The following is a 19,456-nucleotide window of genomic DNA, read 5'->3' as shown; positions in this document are numbered from 1 at the left end:
GTGACCGTGAGTACCCTATCAAATCTTAAAGAATACATTCTCGGCAGAGTAAAAGACGGCGGGATCGACAAACAGGCAGCTTTTCGCTTGCTGAAGGATTTACAGGGTCTGAATGCCAAGGGCGGGGAAATCGCGGTGATCGGGATGGCCTGCCGGTACCCGGATGCCGATTCCCCCGAGCAATTCTGGAGTAATTTGCGGGCGGGATTGGACAGTGTAGGGGCCTTCCCCGAGAAGAGGAAGAACCAAATAGAACCTTTCCTCCCCCCGCGGGGAGAAGAGGCAGGCTCGCCCTATTTCGAAGCCGGATTTCTGGAGCGAATCGATCAGTTCGATGCGGCTTTCTTTCGTATCGCACCACGCGAAGCTGAACGGATGGACCCTTATCAGAGATTGTTTCTCGAGACGGTGTATCACACTTTCGAGGATGCCGGTTACGGAGGGAACAAGCTGCACGGCTCCGATACGGGCATATTTGTTGGAACCGATCATACGAACAAGGTAAAAGCCGCCTATCTGAACTTCATTCCGCGCCATGACTTCAATGATCTGGTCGGGTCATGGACGAGCATTCTGGCCAGCCGGGTCTCTTATCTGTTGGATCTGAAAGGGCCGAGCATGGTCGTGGATACGGCCTGTTCGTCGGGACTCGTCTCGGTTCATCTGGCATGCAAGGCGTTGCAGAACAAGGAATGCTCCATGGCCGTTGCCGGAGGAATCAACCTGTTCCTGACTCCGATGAATTCGAATCTGGACGATGTCGAAGCGGGAGGAAGCGGTTCGGTTATCCGGGCCTTTGATAAGAGGGCGGAGGGAATCCTATGGGGAGAGGGGGTCAACGCCCTCTTGCTTAAGCCTCTTGAACAAGCGCTGGCCGACGGGGACCATATATACGCTGTCGTCAAGGGAAGCGCAATCAACAACAACGGGGCGACGAACGGGATTACCGCCCCGAGCGCAGAGGCTCAGGAGGAGGTCATCGTCAAAGCGTGGGAGGATGCCGGCATCAATCCGGAAACGCTGAATTATGTAGAGACTTTTGCGGCAGGCACCTTATTGGGCGATTCCATTGAGATCAAAGGACTCTCCAATGCTTTTGCCCGATATACGGATAAGCGGCAGTTCTGCGGAGTGGGCTCCGTTAAACCGAATATCGGACATAATGTAGGGGCTTCCGGCATCAGTTCCGTCATGAAGGTTATTATGGCGATGCAGCACCGGCAGCTTCCGCCGTCGATTCATTTTGATGAACCGAATCCGTTTATTCATTTCTGCGAGTCCCCCCTGTATTTGAACGACAATCTGATTCCGTGGGACGTAGGAGCAATTCCGCGGAGAGCAGGCGTCAGCGCCTTCGGTTTTAGCGGGACCAACTGTCATGTCGTTCTGGAAGAGGCCCCCGGGTTGGAGACGGTTCAGCAGGCGGATGAACCGCACTTATTTACGATGTCCGCCCAGAAGGGCTCGCTCCTGATGAAACTGGCCGATACTTATCTGGAATGGCTGGCCGATGGACAGGACACCCCGATCGGAGATATCTGCTATACGGTAAATACGGGCAGAAAGCACAATGAATGCCGGGCCGCTCTGCTGGTTCGCAATATCGGCGAATTGACGAACGGTCTGCGGGAGCTGCTGCGAGCCGGAAACTGTGCCGAAAGCCATACCCGGCAAGCCGACAAGGCGGCGCAGTACCGTATGGGCCAAGAAGCGGACAAGCTGATTGCAGAGTATGTGAAAGGCGGGAAGAGCGACTCCGATAGGCTGGCACGGCTCGGGACCCTCTACGAGTCGGGAGCCGGTATTGACTGGGAGGCCCTCTATCAGGGAGAGAGCAGAAGAAAGGTAAGTCTTCCCGGCTATCCGTATGAGTCCGTGTCCTATTGGCTGCAGGCTCCGCAGCGGGGGAATGCGGAAGCTGCCGCAGCAAGGCCGTCATTGGAGCTCACCCCGGACATCGGCATGCCGGAGCCCGTCCGGTTGTACGGGGAGCCGGATGAGGCCTTTACGGAGACCCAACATCTTGCCGCCGCCGTATGGGGACAAGTGCTCGGCTACCGCGAGCTGAACATCGATGCGAATTACTATGAGCTGGGGGGGAATTCAATCCAGGCGATGAAGATTACCAATATCGCCGGCACCCGATTGGAGACGGAAATTGCAGCCGCCGATCTTGTTCAATATCCGACGGTTCGCTTGTTCGCTTCTTTGCTGGAGAGCAGACGGGCGGACGGACGAGTCTATACCCCGATTGAACCGGCGCCGTTCCAGGCGGTGTATGAGGTCTCTTCGGCGCAAAAACGAATATATCTGCAAGAGCTTCAGGAGCCGGGGAACACCAGGTACAACCTTCCTCTGGCCTTTATATTGCGGGGCAGCCTCGACGAGAAACGGCTTGAGCGGGCCTTCTCGGACGTAATCCGGCGCCATGAAACGCTGAGGACCTCTTTCCATTTGGAGAATGAAAGGCCGATCCAGCGTATTCATGACGAAGTCGATTTCCGCATTCAGCGTCTTCACGCCGAACCCGGATACGGGCAACCGGATGAAATGATTCGTGCCTTTGTACAACCGTTTGATCTCTCCCAGGCGCCGTTGTTTCGGGCGGCGCTGGCTCCATGGGGTGAGGAGGAACATTTGCTCCTTCTCGATATGCACCATATCGTATCCGACGGAGCTTCTATGGAAATCCTCGTCCGGGAGTTTGCCGGCCGGTATATAGGGAAGTCGGCTTGGCCCGAGCTGCGAGCTCAGTACAAAGATTTTAGCGAATGGCAGAACCGCTATCTCTCCTCGCCGGGGATGCAGGAGAAGGAGGCCTATTGGCTAAGCAAATTCGACGGCGAGCTCCCCGTATTGAATCTGCCGCTCGATTATTCCCGGCCTAAGCGTTTTTCCTTCGAGGGGGATCGCGTCCGCTTCCATACGGACGGCAAGCTGGCCGGGAGGCTGAAACGTCTGGCCGCTGCGGAGAAGACGACTTTATACACGGTTTTGCTGACTGCATTCTATACCCTCCTTCACCGGTACACGGAGCAGGAAGATATCGTCGTCGGCTCTCCGACGGCGGGAAGGCAGCACCCGGATGCCGAGCATCTGATCGGGATGTTTGTCAATACCGTAGCCATTCGCAGCTATCCGTCTGCCCGGAAGACTTTCAGACAGCTGTTGGAGGAAGTAAAGACCAGCGTATGCGAGGCGTTTGAGCACCAGGACTACCAGTTTGAAGCCTTGGTCGATCGCCTGGGCCTCAAAAGGGAGCTGAGCCGCAGCCCTTTATTTGATGTTATGTTTGTTCAGCAGCAAGCGGAGAACCCGGCCTTTGAAGCGGAGAACCTGCGTTTTATCCCTTGTCCGGTTGACTCCCGCACGGCCAAATTCGACCTGGTTCTTCAGACATTAAGCGCGGCGGACGACATTAAGCTGGAACTGGAGTTCTGCAGTCAACTGTTCGCCAGAGAGACTGCCGAGAGAATGGCGGAACATTATATCCAAATCCTGGAGCACATCGCAGCTGACCCGGATGCTGTTCTGTCCGAGATCAGGCTGTTAAGCAGCGGGGAAGAGAAGCAATTGATGGAGGAATTCGCGGGTTCGGCAGCAGGATACGATGCCGGCTTAACGATTCAGCGGCTCTTCGAGCAGCAGGCCGGGCAGGATCCCGGCAGAATCGCGGTCGTCTTCGGGGAACAGCAAATTGCTTATGGGGAGTTGAACGGCAGAGCAAACCGCTTGGCCCGGAGACTGCGGGAGAGAGGCGTGGCCCCGGATCAGATTGTAGCCCTTATGGTCCGCCCATCTATCGAGATGATTGTTGCCATACTGGGGGTTCTGAAGGCGGGGGGCGCTTATCTGCCCATTGATCCCGATTATCCGGATGACCGAATCCGCTATCTGCTGGAGGACAGCCGGGCCCAATGGATGGTTGCGGACGATGAGAAAGCCGGCATTCCGTTCTTTGCGGGAGACCGGATTCTTCTGCAGGATGCTTCTCTCGAAGAACTCGATGAGAGCAACTTGGACAACCTCTCGCAAGCGGGGGATCTGGCTTATATCATCTATACTTCAGGTTCGACGGGCCGGCCGAAGGGCGTAATGATTGAGCACCGCAATCTGGTTCGCCTTCTCTTCAACGACACGCCCGCTTATGACTTCCATCCGGACGATACATGGACTTTATTCCATTCCTATTGCTTTGATTTTTCGGTATGGGAGATCTTCGGGGCCGTGCTGAACGGAGGGAAGTTGGTCATTGTTCCTAAGGGGACGGCAAGAGATCCGAACCGATTTCTCAAATTGTTAGTCGACCAGCAAGTAACGGTGCTGAATCAGACTCCTACCGCTTTCTATCAGTTGACGGAACGGGCTTGCTCCGAGAATCTGCCCTTGAAGCTGAGATATGTTATCTTCGGCGGGGAAGCGCTGGCGCCTGTTCATTTGAGAAAGTGGAAGCAGAGTTATCCCTCTGTCCGGTATATCAACATGTACGGCATTACGGAAACCACGGTACACGTTACATACAAGGAAATCACGCAAGCGGACATCGACAAGAATATCAGCAATATCGGCAGACCGATCCCTACCCTGCGCTGCTACTTGCTGGACCGCAACCGGAAGCCTGTTCCGATTGGCGTTCCCGGCGAAATGTTCGTGGCGGGGGCCGGATTGGCCAGAGGGTACTTGAACCAACCCGATCTGACGAGCGGGCGGTTCGTTGCCGTCGAGGGAATTCCCGAAGAATTGCTCTATGCTTCCGGGGATTTAGCCCGGTGGACACCGGAGGGCAATCTCGAATATCTGGGCCGAATCGATCATCAGGTGAAAATCCGGGGTTACCGGATCGAGCTCGAAGAAATCCAATCCTGTCTTCTTGAGTACGAAGCTGTCATAGAAGCTTATGTGATGGACAGAAGAACGGAGGCCGGGCATCCTTATCTGTGCGCGTACCTGGTCACCGCTCCGGCATTTGAATTGGGAGAGCTTCGCCAATTCGTCTCCGGCAAGCTGCCGGAATATATGATTCCTGCCTATTGGGTCCCCATGGACAAACTGCCGCTGACCTCCAACGGCAAGCTGGATCGCAGCGCGTTGCCCGAACCTGTGGTCCAACCTACGGCGGGCAAGAATGAGCTTCCTTTACAAAATGAGGCCGAACGTCAGCTCGCTGCCGTCTGGAAATCTATTCTGCGCGTAGGGGATGTGGGCCGCAGCGATCATTTCTTTGAGCTTGGCGGAGATTCCATTCAGGCCATTCAAGTTGTCGCCCGTATGAATCAGGCGGGCTACAAGCTGGATACGGGCGATTTGTTCGCCCATCCGACCATTGAAGCGCTGGCGCTCCGCGTTACCCGGCTGGATCAACTGGCAGATCAAGACGCCGCCGCCGGAGACGTAACGCTGACACCGATCCAGCACTGGTTCTTTGAACAGCAGTTTCAAGAGCAGCATCATTGGAACCAGTCGTTTATGCTCTACCGCAGAGAAGGGTTTGATGAGCATGCGCTGAAGAAGGTTCTGCAGCGGATTGCCGAGCATCATGATTCCCTGAGACTTGTGTTCTTCCGATCCGAGGGAGCTTGGAAGGCCCGATACCGGGAGATCACAGAAACGTTATTCGGGTGGACGGCGATGGACATTTCGGATGTGGAGGCGGACACAGGCGCAGACCGGATTCGGGCGGCGATTGAAGAGCAGGCCAACCGGATTCAGCGAAGCAACGATTTGGGCAAGGGGCCACTGCTGCAAGCGGGATTATTCAAAACAGCTTCAGGCGATCATTTGCTTCTGTCGGTCCATCATCTTGTCGTTGACGGAGTCTCCTGGCGGATCCTTTTGGAAGACCTGGAACACGGTTATGAGCAGGCCGCGGAGGGCAAGGCCATCATTTTGGCGCCGAAGACCGATTCCTTTCAGAAGTGGGCCGAAACGCTTCGGCGCTATTCGGCGGACGAAGAAGTCCGGACGCAGGCTGAGTATTGGCAGAGCGTCGAGCAAGCGGGTTGGGATTCCGTTCCTCTGGACAAGCCGGCCGCCGCTGCCGCCGTTCGGACCGGCGGAACAGTAAAGTGCGTACTCGATGAGATAATGACCGGTCAGCTGCTCAAGGAAATTCATCATGTCTACCGGACAGAAATCAACGATATCCTGCTCAGTGCGCTTGGTCTCGCCTTTCACCGGTGGGGCGGGATGAGTCGGATCGGGGTCTGCCTGGAGGGACACGGCAGAGAGGAGATCGGCGAAAGACTCAATATCAGCCGCACCGTAGGCTGGTTCACGACCTTGTATCCCGTAGTAATCGGGGTCGAAGAGGGCAGGGGGCTTCAGGATTATATCCTGGAGACCAGACGCACGCTGCGCAAGGTGCCGCAGCACGGAATCGGGTATGGCTTGTTAAAGTACTCCGGGCAAGATGCCGGTCCGAACGGCGAAGACCGGGGCCGGGAACTGCCGCCCATCGTTTTTAATTACTTGGGTCAGTTCGATGACGGGTCCGGGGATTATCAATTATCGCCGTATTCCACCGGAAATTGGACCAGTCCCGAATCCCAACGAACCGCTGTGCTTGATATTAATGCAAGGGTCACACAGGGGAGCTTGCAGCTTGAGTTCGGATACAGCCGTGAACAGTACGAGGATTCCACCGTGGAGAAGCTGGCGCGGAATTACGAGAACGCGATTCGAGAAATTGTGGAACACTGCCTGAGCCAAGAACCTTCGAAGCGGAGCAGCGCCGATTTATTATTCACGGGACTGACCGCGAGCGAGCTGGAGGACGTGAGCCGCCGGACTGCCGATCTAGGAGAGATCGAAAATATCTTTCCGCTGACTCCGATGCAGAAAGGCATTCTGTTCCATTCCCGTCTGAATCCCCGGAGCGCCGTTTATGTGGAACAGCTGACGTTTGATTTGTCCGGGCAGATCGACCCGGTTCTCCTGGAGCTTGCGGTCAATCACTTCATCTCCCGGCATGACGCGCTTCGAACAGTCTTTATGAACAGCAAGGGAGGGGATTTCCTCCAGGTCGTGCTGAAATCCAGAGAGCTGAAGCTGAACATTCAGGATATCCGGGCTTGTTCGGAGGAGGAGAGAACGAGACGGATCGAGGCATTCAAAGCAAAGGACCGGGAACGGGGATTCTCGCTGGAGTCAGGTCCGTTAATGCGGCTGACGGGTTTTGTGAAGGAAGACTCGCTGCTTCATATGGTGTGGAGTTTCCATCACATTATTATGGATGGCTGGTGCATGCCTCTTCTGTTTCAGGAGGTGTTCTCCATTCTGGAGGCTCAGTCCTCTGGACAGACTCTGGAGACAGAGCAGGGGGCCTCCTATGGGAAATACCTGGAGTGGCTGGGACATCAGCACCCGGAACAGTCCGGCCGGTTCTGGAACGAGTATTTAACCGGATTCGAACAGCCGACGCTCCTTCCGTACACGGCCGGCGGGTCGGGAAGCGGAGATTACCGGTTGGAGGAGCGAACCTTCCGGTTAGGTAAAGAGGAGTCAAGCCGGCTCTCACAATTCGCTTCAAGGAATCGTTCGACATTAAGCACCTTGATTCAGACGGCATGGGGGATCGTCCTGCAGAAGTACAACCAGACGGACGACTGCGTATTTGGGACTGTGGTATCGGGCAGAACGGCAGATGTAGCCGAAATCGGGAAAATGATCGGGTTATTCATCAATACGATTCCGGTTAGAGTTCAAGCGCGGCCGGAGGAGACTTTTGCCGAGTGCGTGGCCCGGCATCAGCAGCTTGCTCTGTCGGCGGTAGAACATCATCACTATCCGCTCTACGAAGTGCAGGCCGGCCACACGCTTAAGCAGGATTTGATTCAGCATCTGCTAGTGTTCGAGAACTATCCGATCAACGAGATGGAGGTGGGAGGCGAAGCCGGCTCGTTAAGACTCGGCAACGTTCACGTTCGGGAGCAGACGAATTACGACTTCAATCTGGTGATCTTCCCGGGTACCGAATTAACCGTGAAATTCTGTTATAACGGGAATGTGTATACGGATGAAGCGATTGCGAGGATTCAGGGGCATTTTGAACAGGTCCTTATGCAGCTGATTCGGAACCCGTCCGTTCGTGTTGCGGAGGTGGAGCTCGCTTCCGCCGATGAGAAGCGGACCCTGTTGCAAACGTTCAATCCCGCTCCTACAGCGTCGGGTCCGATTCAGACGCTTCACCGGCTATTTGAGAAGCAGGCGGAACAGTTCGCCGATAAGCCGGCCGTAGAAACCGGAGAGCAGCGGCTTACCTATGCGCAGCTGAACGCTCGGGCGAACCAGCTTGCCCGTGTGCTGCGGCATAAAGGCGTCGGTCAGGACCAGCTGGTAGGCCTGCTGGTGGAGAGATCGGTGGAGATGATGGTTGGCATCATGGCGATTCTCAAGGCTGGCGGAGCCTACCTGCCCATTGATCCGCACAATCCGGATGAACGGTTGTGTTATTTGCTGGAGGACAGCAAGACTCCAATTATACTGACCCAGACCCGCCACGTCCGGCGTCTGCAGAAGCTGTCATCCTTGAGCCTTATTGATCTGGAAGACGGAGGCCTTTATACCGGCGACAGCACGAACCTCCCGGGAGGAGCGGAACGTGAGAATCTGGCTTATGTGATCTACACCTCGGGTTCAACCGGAAATCCGAAGGGCGTCATGATTGAGCATCATTCCGTTATCAACCGGATCGAATGGATGCACAAGCAGTATCCGATCAGTGCGGATGACGTCATCCTGCAGAAGACACCCTATACTTTTGATGTCTCGGTATGGGAGCTGTTCTGGTGGTTCTTGGCCGGAGCCAAACTGTGCTTTCTGAATCCGGGAGGGGAGAAGAATCCGGCCGATATCGTGGGAGCCGTCAGTAAGCATCAGGTTACCGTGATGCATTTTGTTCCGTCGATGCTGACGCTCTTCCTGGAATATGTGCATGGCCGGGAACTTGGCGGCTTGCTCGCAAGCGTCCGCCGCATCTTTGCCAGCGGAGAGGCGCTCCATATGCGGCAGGTTCAACAGTTTCACCGCATTCTGCATCAGACCAACGGCACACAGCTTCACAATCTGTACGGACCGACGGAAGCGACAGTCGATGTCTCCTATTATGATTGCACGGATCCGGCGCAGAAGGACCTCGTTCCGATCGGCCGACCGATCGACAATATCCGCCTCTATGTTGTGAACAGCCATAACCAGCTTCTTCCGGTCGGAGTAAGCGGTGAATTGTGCATTTCGGGCGCAGGCGTTGCCAGAGGATACCTCAATCGCCCGGAACTGACAGAAGAGAAGTTCGTCCCCGACCCCTTCTGTGAAGGAGAACGGATGTACCGGACCGGTGACTTAGCAAGGTGGATGCCGGATGGCAATATTGAATATTTAGGGCGCATCGATCACCAGGTGAAGATTAGAGGCTACCGGATCGAGCTTGGCGAAATTGAAGCGCAGCTGCTGAAGCATCCTGACATGACCGAAGCTCTGGTCACCGATCGAACGGATTCCGCAGGCGATAAATATCTATGTGCCTATGTCGTGTGCGGACGGGAGATTACCCTCAAGGAATTCAGGGAGTTCTTGGGCAGAAGCCTGATGGAATATATGATTCCCGCCTATTTCATCCGTTTGGAGCGGATGCCGCTAACGTCCAACGGGAAAATATCCAGAAGAGACCTGCCGGCCCCGGAGGCGGAACAAATCACGGGCTCGGAGTACGAGGAGGCCTCGAACCAGGTGGAAGAGAAACTGGTTGCCATCTGGAAAAGGCTGCTGAACCTGAAGAAGCTGAGCGTTCACGACGATTTCTTTGCGCTGGGCGGCAACTCACTGCAGTTAATCAGCCTGGAAGCGGAGATGCACCGAGAGCATTTATATGCCGATCTGACGGATGTCTATCAACACCGAACGATTCGCAGACTGGCGGAATTCCTGGCTTCCAGCGTTCCGGTTAACCCGGAATCGCCGGCGGAGCCGGGGCGGTTCATTACGTATCGCGAGCTTCCGGCAATGGAGAACCCGGAACAGCCGGGCATAGAGATGGCGAGCGCGGAAGGCGCGAGCGATAACCGTCTTTTGCCGGCGGCAGAGAACGGCGGGATGAAGCGTCTGCGGATCCGCCTGCAGAACAAAATCATTTGCTATACGCACAACTCCTATCTGCTCTGTATCCTGCTCGGGTATGATAATATGCTCCCTTGGTTCTATGAGAATTATGTTCAGCTGTATTACAGCCCCAGCAAGCGGCTTCGGATCAAAGATTCCGAGGAAATTTGGCTCGATTTTTACGGAGGCTGGAATGAACCTCGGCGATTCTTCGATTATAAGTACTACCAGAGAGAGTTTCTTGCCGATCAGGATATCATTCGTTTTATCGAAGGACGAATCGACCGGAACCAGTATTTTCACACCTATTTGGACGAGTTCTATACGATTCAGCAAGGCAGGGAGCATTTTGTCCATGATATCTTCGTATACGGTTATGACCGGGAGAAGCGGCTCGTGCATGTTATCGGCTTCAATGCCAAGCGTGAATTTGTGGCCTACGAGCTGGATTACGACCGTTTCCGCACAGCCTTTGAGGAAGGGGTACGGCTATCCAGAACGCTGGACGAGAACGGCGGTGACTATTACGGTCTGGAGATCAAGTGCATCGTAGATGATTCGTATACGCACTCCTACCGGTTGGACCAGCTGCTGGATCAGCTCCACGACTATCTTCATTCGGTCAATACGGCCAGAAAGCGCAAGATTGATGAATATTTGTATTGTCTCAGCGACAATGTGTTCGGGAGGGATACCTACGCCTATATTCTGGATCACCTGAAGCATGTGCGGGAGCAGGAGGGGGTGCCGGATTACCGGGCCTTCCATACGCTCTATGAGCATAAGAAAGGGCTGTCCGAGAGAATCCAGTATTTGGCCGGACTCTATCCGGAACTGCCGCAGTTGAAGCCAATGGCCGAGCAGTTCGAGAAGCTGACACAGTCCTTCAATCTGGCCAGACTGTCTGCACTTCGGTATTTGGTTATTAAAGATATCGGGCTTGTGGACAGCATGATCGCTCTAGTCTCACGCGGCCAAGAGGAAGAAGGCGTTATTCTGACGGAGCTGTACCGTCTGCTGGACGCGTTCCACAAAGAAAGAGCCGTAGCAGCGCTCTAACCCGCAGGAATGACAGCTGCCCCTGCGCCTCGAATACGACTGGAGGGGGGGCAGCTCTCTTGTGTACAAGGAGGACGACCGGAATGACACCCGTTCACTTATTCTGCATTCCCTATGCCGGCGGCTCGGCCGCCAGCTATTACAAATGGAAGAGCCGATTATCGGATCGCCTTCGGCTTCACCCGCTGGAGATGGCAGGGAGGGGTCTGAAGAGCAAGCAGCCTTTCTATGAAAGCTTGGATCATGCGGCTACCGAGCTCTGTGAAGAAGTCATCCGAACGATCGGACAGGAAGAGGAGTATATCCTGTTTGGACACAGCATGGGAAGTTTGCTGGCTTTTGAACTCTACTATAAGTTAAGGTCGGCAGGCTACAAAGAGCCCGTCCACCTGTTTGTATCGGGGGGCAAGGCTCCGCATTTTGATCGCCGTCCAATAGTTCACGACAAGCCGCTTGAGGAATTTAGAGAATATGTGCTTGGATATGACGAGGCTTCCCGGGTTGTATTTGAGGATGAACAGCTGCTGAAGTATTTCGAGCCTGTGCTGAGATCGGACTTCAAGCTGGTCGAGCTGTACCGTTTCTCGGCAAAAGCCCGCAGGGTAGGCTGCCCCATGACCGTGTTCACGGGAACCCGGGATCAGAGCTTGACAAGGGAGGAAGTGCTGGCCTGGAAGGAGCATGGCGGCTGTGGGGTCCGGATTCATTCGGTGGACGGCGGCCACTTCTTCATTAATGATCACAGTGACTCCATTATCCAACAGATTAATGAGGCGGCTAGTCCGCTCGACATCGGATAACGGCTGCTGCCGGCAAAATAAAGCCGCCTTCCCTGGCCGGGAGGCGGCTTTATTGGCGCGCTGCGCTAAGGGCGGCGCTTCAGCGAAGCGCCGTTCGTCCCGATGACTTCTCTGTACCAGTGGAACGATTTCTTGCGGTATCGTTCCAGGGTGCCGGAGCCGTCATCGTGCCGGTCAACATAGATGAAGCCGTAGCGCTTCTTGAGCTGGGCTGTCGAGAAGCTGACGCAGTCAATGCAGCCCCATGCTGTGTAACCCAGGACTTCCACGCCGTCCTGAATGGCTTCCCATACCTGAATCAAATGATCGTTCATATATTCGATCCGGTAATCATCTTCTACCGTCGGCATCCCGTCCTGAACGATCAGCTTGTCGGCTGCTCCCAGTCCGTTCTCTACAATGAAGAGCGGCTTCTGGTAGCGGTCATAGAACTGGTTGAGCGCATACCGCAGACCCTGCGGATCGATCTGCCAGCCCCATTCGCTGGCTTCCAGATACGGATTGGCCACGCCGCCGAAGATGTTGCCTTCTCCCTTCCGGTGCTGGGAGGGGTCGGCGGCCTGACAGATACTCATGTAATAGCTGAACGACAGAAAGTCCACCGTATGCCGCAGCGTCTCTTCGTCGCCGGGCTCCATTGCGATGCGGATGCCGTTCTCGCGGAAGAAGCGCTGCATGTAGCCGGGATAGCGGCCGCGTAAGTGCACGTCGGCAAAGAATTGGTTCTTGTGCTCATATTCCATCGCGGCAATGACATCATCCGGAGCCGGAGTAATGGGGTAAGCAGGCAGGCTGAGCACCATGCAGCCGATCTTCGCATCCGGAATTATTTGGTGACAGAGCTGAACCGCACGGGCGCTGGCCACGAGTTCGTGATGGATAGCCTGGTAGAGATCCTGGCGGCTCAGCCGGTCCTTGGGCGTCGAGATGCCGCCGCTCATGAACGGCGCTTCCAGGATTGAATTGATCTCGTTGAAGGTCAGCCAGTATTTCACTTTCTCCCGGTAGCGAGTGAACACGGTCTCGGCATACCGGGTATAGAAACCGATCATCCTGCGGTTGACCCAGCCGTCATAGGTGCGGGACAGGTGCAGCGGGGTCTCGTAGTGGGAGAGGGTAACCATCGGCTGAATCCCGTATTTCAGACATTCATCGAACAGATCGTCATAGAATTGCAGGCCCGCCTCGTTAGGTTCGGCCTCGTCTCCCTTGGGGAAGATGCGCGACCAGGCGATGGAAGTGCGGAACACCTTGAATCCCATCTCCGCGAGCAGCCGGATGTCTTCCGGGTAACGGTGATAGAAGTCGATAGCAATCAGCTTCATATTCTTTGGGGTGGGCGCTTCGGTAACCGGACCGACAATCCCCTGCGGAGTTACGTCCTGGGTGGACAGTCCTTTGCCCCCTTCCTGATAAGCGCCTTCTACCTGATTCGCAGCGACGGCTCCGCCCCACAGGAAGCCTTCGGGAAAAGCATAAGAAGATTCATTCGCGTGCACAGCGTTCACTCCGTTTCTTAAGAGGATGGTTAGCTATAGACTGGACGAACGGCAAGAACTTCATACGGCCGGCAAGTGCGGCGGCTATTTCAGCAGACGCTTGATCCACTTCAGCTTCTTCGCGCTGTACGGAGGAAAGAGCAGCGGCAGCCCTACCCGGGTGCTTTTGCGCAGTACGCTTCTCTCCCGGGAGAATGTCAGGAAGCTGTAGCGTCCGTGGTATTGTCCCATTCCGGAAGGACCGACTCCGCCGAAGGGCAGCTTCGGATTGGCCAGGTGGGTAATCGTATCGTTGATGCTGACGCCTCCGGATGGCGCGGCGTCCAGAACCCGTTTCTCGGTCTGGCGATTCCCGGTGAAGAGGTAGAGAGCGAGCGGTTTCGGTCTTCGGCGGATTTCGGCCAGCAGCTGGTCCAGATCGGTATAGGTCAGCACAGGCAAAAGGGGGCCAAAAAGCTCGTCCTCCATGGAAGGCGAACGAAAGTCCGCTTCGATCAGGGTCGGACCGATATACCGGGCCTCCCGGTCCGTGTCTCCGCCTGCAAGCACGGCGGAGCGTTCCCGTTCCAGCAGGCCGTTTAGCCGGGTCCAGTGCCGGTCGTTCACAATCCGGCCGAAATCGGGGCTCTGCTCCGGCCGCTCGCCGTAGAATTCCCGGAGGGTCTGCTGAATCCGGGCGATCAATTCGTCCTTGACGGAAGCATGGACGGCAACGTAATCGGGAGCGACGCAGGTCTGGCCGGCGTTGGTCATCTTCCCCCAGACAATCCGCTTGGCGGCGGCATCGAGTCTGGCCGTCTCATCAACGATGGCCGGGCTCTTGCCGCCGAGCTCCAGGGCCACAGGAGTCAGGCGCTTCGCGGCCGCTTGCATGACCACCCGGCCCACCGGCACGCTGCCGGTGAAGAAGATAAAGTCGAACGGCGCATCCAGCAGGGCGGTCACGGTATCCACTCCGCCGCTGACAACCCGGATATAAGCCGGGTCGAACGTCTCTCCGATAAGAGAACCCAGGACCTGCTCGGTGCGGGGCGTCATCTCCGAAGGCTTGAGCACGGCGCAGTTGCCGGCGGCAATCGCTCCGATCAGCGGCTCGATGAGCAGTTGAAACGGATAATTGTAAGGGCCGATAATCAGCGCCGTGCCGTAAGGTTCGTGGCGAATCCGGCTGCTGGAGAGAAAGAGCCGGAGCGGGGTCGCGACCCGGCGGGTTCGGGCCCATTGGGGCAGATGGCGGATCGTATCTCGGATACTGCTTAAGGTAAAGCCGATCTCGGTGGTGTAGGCTTCGAACTCTGATTTGCCAAGGTCCAGCCGCAGCGCCTCCGCCAGATCCCGTTCATGCCGAAGGATGGCCTCGCGCAGCTTCTGAAGCTGCCGGACCCGGAACCCGACGGGCAGAGTCTGCCCCGATTCAAAATACTGCCGATGCTCCTGAAGCATCCGCCCGGTATCCGGGATGCCAATGCCGGCGGAATTCATATCCATCATTCTCCTTGGACGCTGATTCAGCGTCATCATTAGTCTTCACGCTTCAATATAATTCATGGGGGGTTCCGGCGTCCAGCAAGGAAGAGAGCCGCTCTATCGTCCTGGGGGCGCCCCTTCAGGCCGACCCCGGTCCGGCTCCGCCCCCGCCTTAGGTCCAGTCGCAAAAACCGTCCTCGGTCTGTTTTGGAAGAGACGCCTTTCACCTAGAATAAAGACATAAGGAAGACAGCAACGAAAGGCGGTGAGAGACATGAACAAGAATAGAGGTAACGGATTTGCAGTGGTTCTGATCGCGATCGGCGCGATTTTGCTGCTGGGTGCGCTGGGGCCCTTGATTCACGGGTTGTTCCGGCTGGTGTTCCCGATCCTGCTCGTGCTGATTGGGTACTACGCCGTGAACAGAGGCCACAAGCTGATCGGATTCGCAGTGATGTTCGTCGGGATTCTGTCCCTGATTAACAAGCTGGCCTGGCTGATTGGCCCGCTGCTGGGCATTGCGCTGCTGGTATGGGGGATTTCGGTTCTCCGCGGCAGCCGTCCCCGCCGGTACTAAGCGTATACAAGGAAAGATGAATGGTCCCCGGCTCAGCCGGGAGAAGCAAGGAGGGAGCGGCAAAACATGAGCGTGTTTCGACGAATGCGGGATATCACCGTAGCCAATTTGAATGAACGGCTGGAGCAGGCGCAGGACCCGGTCAAGCTGATTGATCAGTTTCTGCATTCGACCCGTCAGGAGATCAGTGAGGTCGAAGCCCTGTACAATCAGTATTCCCAACATACGAAGCAGCTGCAGTCGCAGGTGAATCAGGCGGCGGCGATGCGGGACAAGCGTGAAGAGCAGGCGATGCTTGCCCTGAAGGCGGGCGAGGAGAATCTGGCCAAGCTGGCGCTTCAGGAGAAGATCATCCATGAAGAGAAGCTGGAGCAGTACAGCGGTCTGCTGGATCAGAGCCGACAGTCGCTGATGGAGCTGGAAGGACAATTAAGCGAGCTTAAGCTGGAATACCAGACCGTATACAGCAAGCGCCAATATTATGCGGCCCGGATGGAGAGTCTGCGGCTGCAGCAGCGGATGAATGCCCGCTCCGCCGCCCTCGGCGGGAACGGAGATGTGCCCAAGATGTTCGGCCAGCTGGAAGACCGGCTCGCCGATTGGGAACTGGAAGCCAAGAGCCTGCGCGATCTGCGCCGGATGGGCCAGGAATATGCGACCGCAGCCGGCGAGACGGTAGCGACGGTGCTGGAACGCGAGATGGCGAAGCTGAAGGAGAAACTGAACCGGAATGGAAAGGAGTAGCGCTATGACCCGATTGTACCGATCGAACCGGGACCGGGTAATGACCGGACTTGCCGGGGGATTGGCGGAAATCGTCGGCATGGACTCTACGCTGCTGCGAATTCTGCTGCTCATTGCGATTCCGTTCACGGGCGGCGCCGTCATCCCGGTCTACTTCATCGCCGCACTGATTATTCCGCGGGAGTATCATTACCCCGGCGATCCCTATGCAGGTCCGCCCAGAGGAGACCGTTACGGTTATCCCGGCGGCTACCCGGGCGGCTATCCCGGCGGTTACCCGCACAGCGGCCCCCGCAGCTGCGGAAGCCGCGGACCGGCGGCGCAGCCGGGACCGGGCGGCTACGGCTACAGCCATGCGGGCAGACCGGAGGCGGCCGATTCCACCCTGGATGAAATGATGAAAGACATTGAGAAGAAAGCCCTCCGCAAGGAAGTTGAAGACTTAAAACGCAGATTGGCCCAATATGAGAATTCGAAGGGAGAACGTTAATTATGGGAGTATTTCAACGCATTAAGGATATGACAAAGGCATCGGTCAACGATTTGCTGGATAAAGTGGAAGATCCGATTGTGATGCTGAATCAGTATCTGCGCGACATGGAGGCCGAGATTCATGAAGCCGAGGTGACGGTCGCCAAGCAGATGGCGAATGAGCGCCGGATGAAGCAGCGTGTGGAAGAAGCCGCGAAGCTGGCCGGACAGCGCACGTCGCAGGCCGAACTGGCACTGAAGAACGGCCAGGAGGAAGTCGCGCGGAAGCTGCTGGAAGAGAAGATTTATTTTGACCAGAAGTATGCGGAATACAGTGACCTGCACGTCCAGGCCGATACGCACGCCAAGGAATTGGTGCAGCAGCTTCATGATATGAAGGATGAATTCTACAAGCTGCGCAACAAGCGCAACGAGCTCGTATCCCGCGCCCAGATGGCCAAGGCCAAGAAGCAGATGTCTCAGATCAGCAGCGTGCACAGCATTGAGAGCGGCAGTGCGTCGCTCGGCTTCCACCGGATGGAAGAGAAGATTATGCAGATGGAAGCGGAAGCCGATGTCATGCGTGCCCCGTACCAACCGCAGAGCGCAGCGGCTTACAGCCCGCTGGATGCCCAGAAGCAGCTCAAGGTGGAAGAGCAGCTGAATGCGCTGAAGAATAAGCTCGGCGGCGGCTCCTCCGCTCCGGAAGCCGCTTCGGATAAAGCGGCGGAGTAATCGTCCGAAAGTCGGACGCCGTCCAAGCAATTCGGCAGCGCCGGCCACTAAGGTCCGGGAGCCTGCTGCAAAAAATCGGTTCCAAGCGGAACCCGGGATATGCTATTCTTAAACAGGGAAAGCCATGCGGTATGGACCACATATCGTAATGGCTTTTCCGGCTGTTTGGTCCGGTCGCCATTTGGGACGGGCGGCTATTCACACGACGCGAAGAGGAGGCGGGGGAAATGGAGAAACGGAACCGGATGCTGGCGATCCTGTTCATCGGGGCCGGGGTTCTGCTCATATTCGGCAGATGGCTCGGGTTCCTGTCCATTGTAGCGCTGCTTCTCCTGCTGGCGGGCGTGTACCGGACAACCAACGGCGATGTGAAGAAGGGATACCGGCTGCTCGGAGCAGGCGCTATTCTGCTCGTGCTGGACCATCTTGTCCTGGTTCTGGGCGTGGTGCTGCTCTCGCTTGGCCTGTTCATCGTCCGGTCCCGGCGGCTGATGCAGGGGAGAAGGCATGTCCAGAAGCAGAACTTCTCTTCAGGCTTCGACTGGGACCGCCATCCGTGGATGATGGGCAACCTCAGCGCCTGGCATGTGCTGGGCCAGACCGACATTGACCTGACGCTGGCCATGGCGGAGGAACGCGAGACCGTGATGCTGTTCCAGGGCATCTTCGGCGATACCGATCTGCATCTGGCGGAGGGTTACGGGATCGAGATCGAGGCCTTCGTGCTGTTCGGTTCGATTGATCTGGGGACCCAGCGCGACACGGGGATGATGAACCGGCTGAACTGGAAATCCGCGAATTATGACACGAGCGAATACCGGGTCAAGATTTGTATTTCTTATCTGATGGGCGATCTGGATATTACACTGCCTTGAGACGGCAGGGCGGGAGAGGAGAGCGGTCTGGGATGAACGAACGCAAGCCTTCCAGCATCATATCGCGCAGTATGCGCGAGGGAGCTCTTCTGTCCTTCGCGCTGCTGCTCATTGTGCTGTATATGCTCTATACATACGGTTATTTCAAGCCCTTCGCCGATTGGGAGATCGGCGTCCGCACCGTGGCGGGGCTGCTCCTGCTTCCGCTCGCCGCGGGCGCCGGCTGGGGCTTCTATCAGGGCTTCCGCATGAAGCGGCGGCTGGACCGGCTGAGGGAGACGCTGCTTCTCTGGGAGAAGGGCAATCTGCGGCTGTCCATGCCGCCGCTCGGCGACGATGAGCTGGGCCGGCTCGGCGAACAGCTGGAGACGATCAGCGGCAAATGGGAGGACCAGGTCACGACGCTGCAGCGGCTGTCGACGAACAACGCCCAGCTCGCCGAGCAGGCGCGGATGACGGCCATCGTCGAGGAACGGCAGCGGCTGGCGCGGGAGCTGCACGACGCCGTGTCGCAGCAGCTGTTCGCAATTTCGATGACGGCGACGGCCGTGGGCCGGACGCTGGAGAAGGATTTTGACAAGGCGCAGCGGCAGATTGCTCTGATTGAGGAGATGGCGGCGGTGGCGCAGTCGGAGATGCGGGCGCTGCTGCTGCATCTGCGGCCCGTCTATCTGGACGGGAAGGGGCTGGAGCAGGGCATCCGGGAGCTGATCAAGGAACTGAAGGTCAAGGTGCCGATGGATATTGTATTCGAGATGGATCCGGGCATTCAGCTGCTGAAGGGCGTGGAGAACCACCTGTTCCGGATTGTGCAGGAAGCCATCTCCAATACGCTCAGGCATGCGAAGGCCACCCGGATGGAGATTCGGATTCACCGGCGCGGGGACACGGTGCGGATGACGCTGCGCGACGACGGCGTCGGCTTCGAGCTGGATGAGGAGAAGCAGACTTCCTACGGACTCTCCAACATGCGGGAGCGCATGACGGAGACCGGCGGCTCGATTCAGTTCGTTACCGCGCCCGGACGCGGCACCCGCATCGAAGTCGTCGTTCCTCTGTTGGCCGAAGAGCCGGAGGGAACGGCAGCGCCCGCGGGGGGCGGACGGCTGGAGGAACATGGAGCCCAATAGAGGA

At 56.8% G+C, this 19,456-nt stretch carries 10 protein-coding genes; 8 read left to right on the top strand and 2 right to left on the bottom strand.

Annotation, left to right across the window (positions count from 1 at the left end; translation table 11 throughout):
* Nucleotides 1-6: 6 nt before the first annotated feature.
* On the top strand, nucleotides 7-11,154 hold the full coding sequence (locus RBI05_RS16070) for a non-ribosomal peptide synthetase (protein WP_310551831.1): 11,148 nt from the start codon (nucleotides 7-9) through the stop codon (nucleotides 11,152-11,154).
* Nucleotides 11,155-11,237: 83 nt separating this feature from the next.
* Nucleotides 11,238-11,954, top strand: a complete 717-nt coding sequence (locus tag RBI05_RS16065) for a thioesterase II family protein (RefSeq protein WP_310551830.1) — start codon at nucleotides 11,238-11,240, stop codon at nucleotides 11,952-11,954.
* A gap of 65 nt (nucleotides 11,955-12,019) precedes the next feature.
* Here the strand turns inward: RBI05_RS16065 and RBI05_RS16060 are convergent, their stop codons facing one another.
* Together RBI05_RS16060 and RBI05_RS16055 are read right to left on the bottom strand one after the other, a co-directional pair.
* The gene (locus RBI05_RS16060; RefSeq protein WP_310551829.1) at nucleotides 12,020-13,453 is read right to left on the bottom strand and encodes a glycoside hydrolase family 1 protein; all 1,434 of its coding nucleotides are present in this window, start codon (nucleotides 13,451-13,453) and stop codon (nucleotides 12,020-12,022) included.
* Between the two features lie 84 nt (nucleotides 13,454-13,537).
* Nucleotides 13,538-14,935, bottom strand: a complete 1,398-nt coding sequence (locus RBI05_RS16055; RefSeq protein ID WP_150456303.1) for an aldehyde dehydrogenase — start codon at nucleotides 14,933-14,935, stop codon at nucleotides 13,538-13,540.
* Between the two features lie 259 nt (nucleotides 14,936-15,194).
* On the opposite strand from RBI05_RS16055, the gene RBI05_RS16050 reads away from it, so the two are divergent.
* The 6 genes from RBI05_RS16050 (at nucleotide 15,195) to RBI05_RS16025 (ending at nucleotide 19,452) form a co-directional block, all read left to right on the top strand.
* On the top strand, nucleotides 15,195-15,497 hold the full coding sequence (locus tag RBI05_RS16050) for a LiaF transmembrane domain-containing protein (RefSeq protein WP_150456302.1): 303 nt from the start codon (nucleotides 15,195-15,197) through the stop codon (nucleotides 15,495-15,497).
* Between the two features lie 66 nt (nucleotides 15,498-15,563).
* Entirely contained in the window at nucleotides 15,564-16,241 is a 678-nt protein-coding gene (locus RBI05_RS16045) for a PspA/IM30 family protein (RefSeq protein ID WP_150456301.1), read from the top strand.
* Between the two features lie 4 nt (nucleotides 16,242-16,245).
* The gene (locus tag RBI05_RS16040; RefSeq protein WP_150456300.1) at nucleotides 16,246-16,731 is read left to right on the top strand and encodes a PspC domain-containing protein; all 486 of its coding nucleotides are present in this window, start codon (nucleotides 16,246-16,248) and stop codon (nucleotides 16,729-16,731) included.
* Between the two features lie 2 nt (nucleotides 16,732-16,733).
* Complete coding sequence (locus RBI05_RS16035; RefSeq protein WP_150456299.1) at nucleotides 16,734-17,447, top strand: PspA/IM30 family protein; 714 nt, start codon at nucleotides 16,734-16,736, stop codon at nucleotides 17,445-17,447.
* A gap of 227 nt (nucleotides 17,448-17,674) precedes the next feature.
* Complete coding sequence (gene liaF, locus RBI05_RS16030) at nucleotides 17,675-18,322, top strand: cell wall-active antibiotics response protein LiaF (protein WP_310551828.1); 648 nt, start codon at nucleotides 17,675-17,677, stop codon at nucleotides 18,320-18,322.
* A gap of 32 nt (nucleotides 18,323-18,354) precedes the next feature.
* Nucleotides 18,355-19,452: a sensor histidine kinase gene (locus tag RBI05_RS16025; protein WP_310551827.1), complete on the top strand. Its 1,098-nt coding sequence runs from the start codon at nucleotides 18,355-18,357 to the stop codon at nucleotides 19,450-19,452.
* Nucleotides 19,453-19,456 lie beyond the last annotated feature (4 nt).

The sequence above is a fragment of the Paenibacillus glufosinatiresistens genome, from assembly GCF_031470375.1.
Taxonomy (GTDB): Bacteria; Bacillota; Bacilli; order Paenibacillales; family Paenibacillaceae; genus Paenibacillus_AQ; species Paenibacillus_AQ glufosinatiresistens.
The sequence above is the reverse complement of the archived record's forward strand: the minus strand, read 5'-3'. Positions and strand labels throughout refer to the sequence as shown.

Bases quoted from the DNA above. Each gene is read 5' to 3' on its own strand.
- RBI05_RS16050 (WP_150456302.1), top strand. From the start codon at position 15,195: ATGAACAAGAATAGAGGTAACGGATTTGCAGTGGTTCTGATCGCGATC.
- RBI05_RS16035 (WP_150456299.1), top strand. From the start codon at position 16,734: ATGGGAGTATTTCAACGCATTAAGGATATGACAAAGGCATCGGTCAAC.
- RBI05_RS16065 (WP_310551830.1), top strand. From the start codon at position 11,238: ATGACACCCGTTCACTTATTCTGCATTCCCTATGCCGGCGGCTCGGCC.
- liaF (WP_310551828.1), top strand. From the start codon at position 17,675: ATGGAGAAACGGAACCGGATGCTGGCGATCCTGTTCATCGGGGCCGGG.
- RBI05_RS16040 (WP_150456300.1), top strand. From the start codon at position 16,246: ATGACCCGATTGTACCGATCGAACCGGGACCGGGTAATGACCGGACTT.
- RBI05_RS16045 (WP_150456301.1), top strand. From the start codon at position 15,564: ATGAGCGTGTTTCGACGAATGCGGGATATCACCGTAGCCAATTTGAAT.
- RBI05_RS16055 (WP_150456303.1), bottom strand. From the start codon at position 14,935: ATGAATTCCGCCGGCATTGGCATCCCGGATACCGGGCGGATGCTTCAG.
- RBI05_RS16025 (WP_310551827.1), top strand. From the start codon at position 18,355: ATGAACGAACGCAAGCCTTCCAGCATCATATCGCGCAGTATGCGCGAG.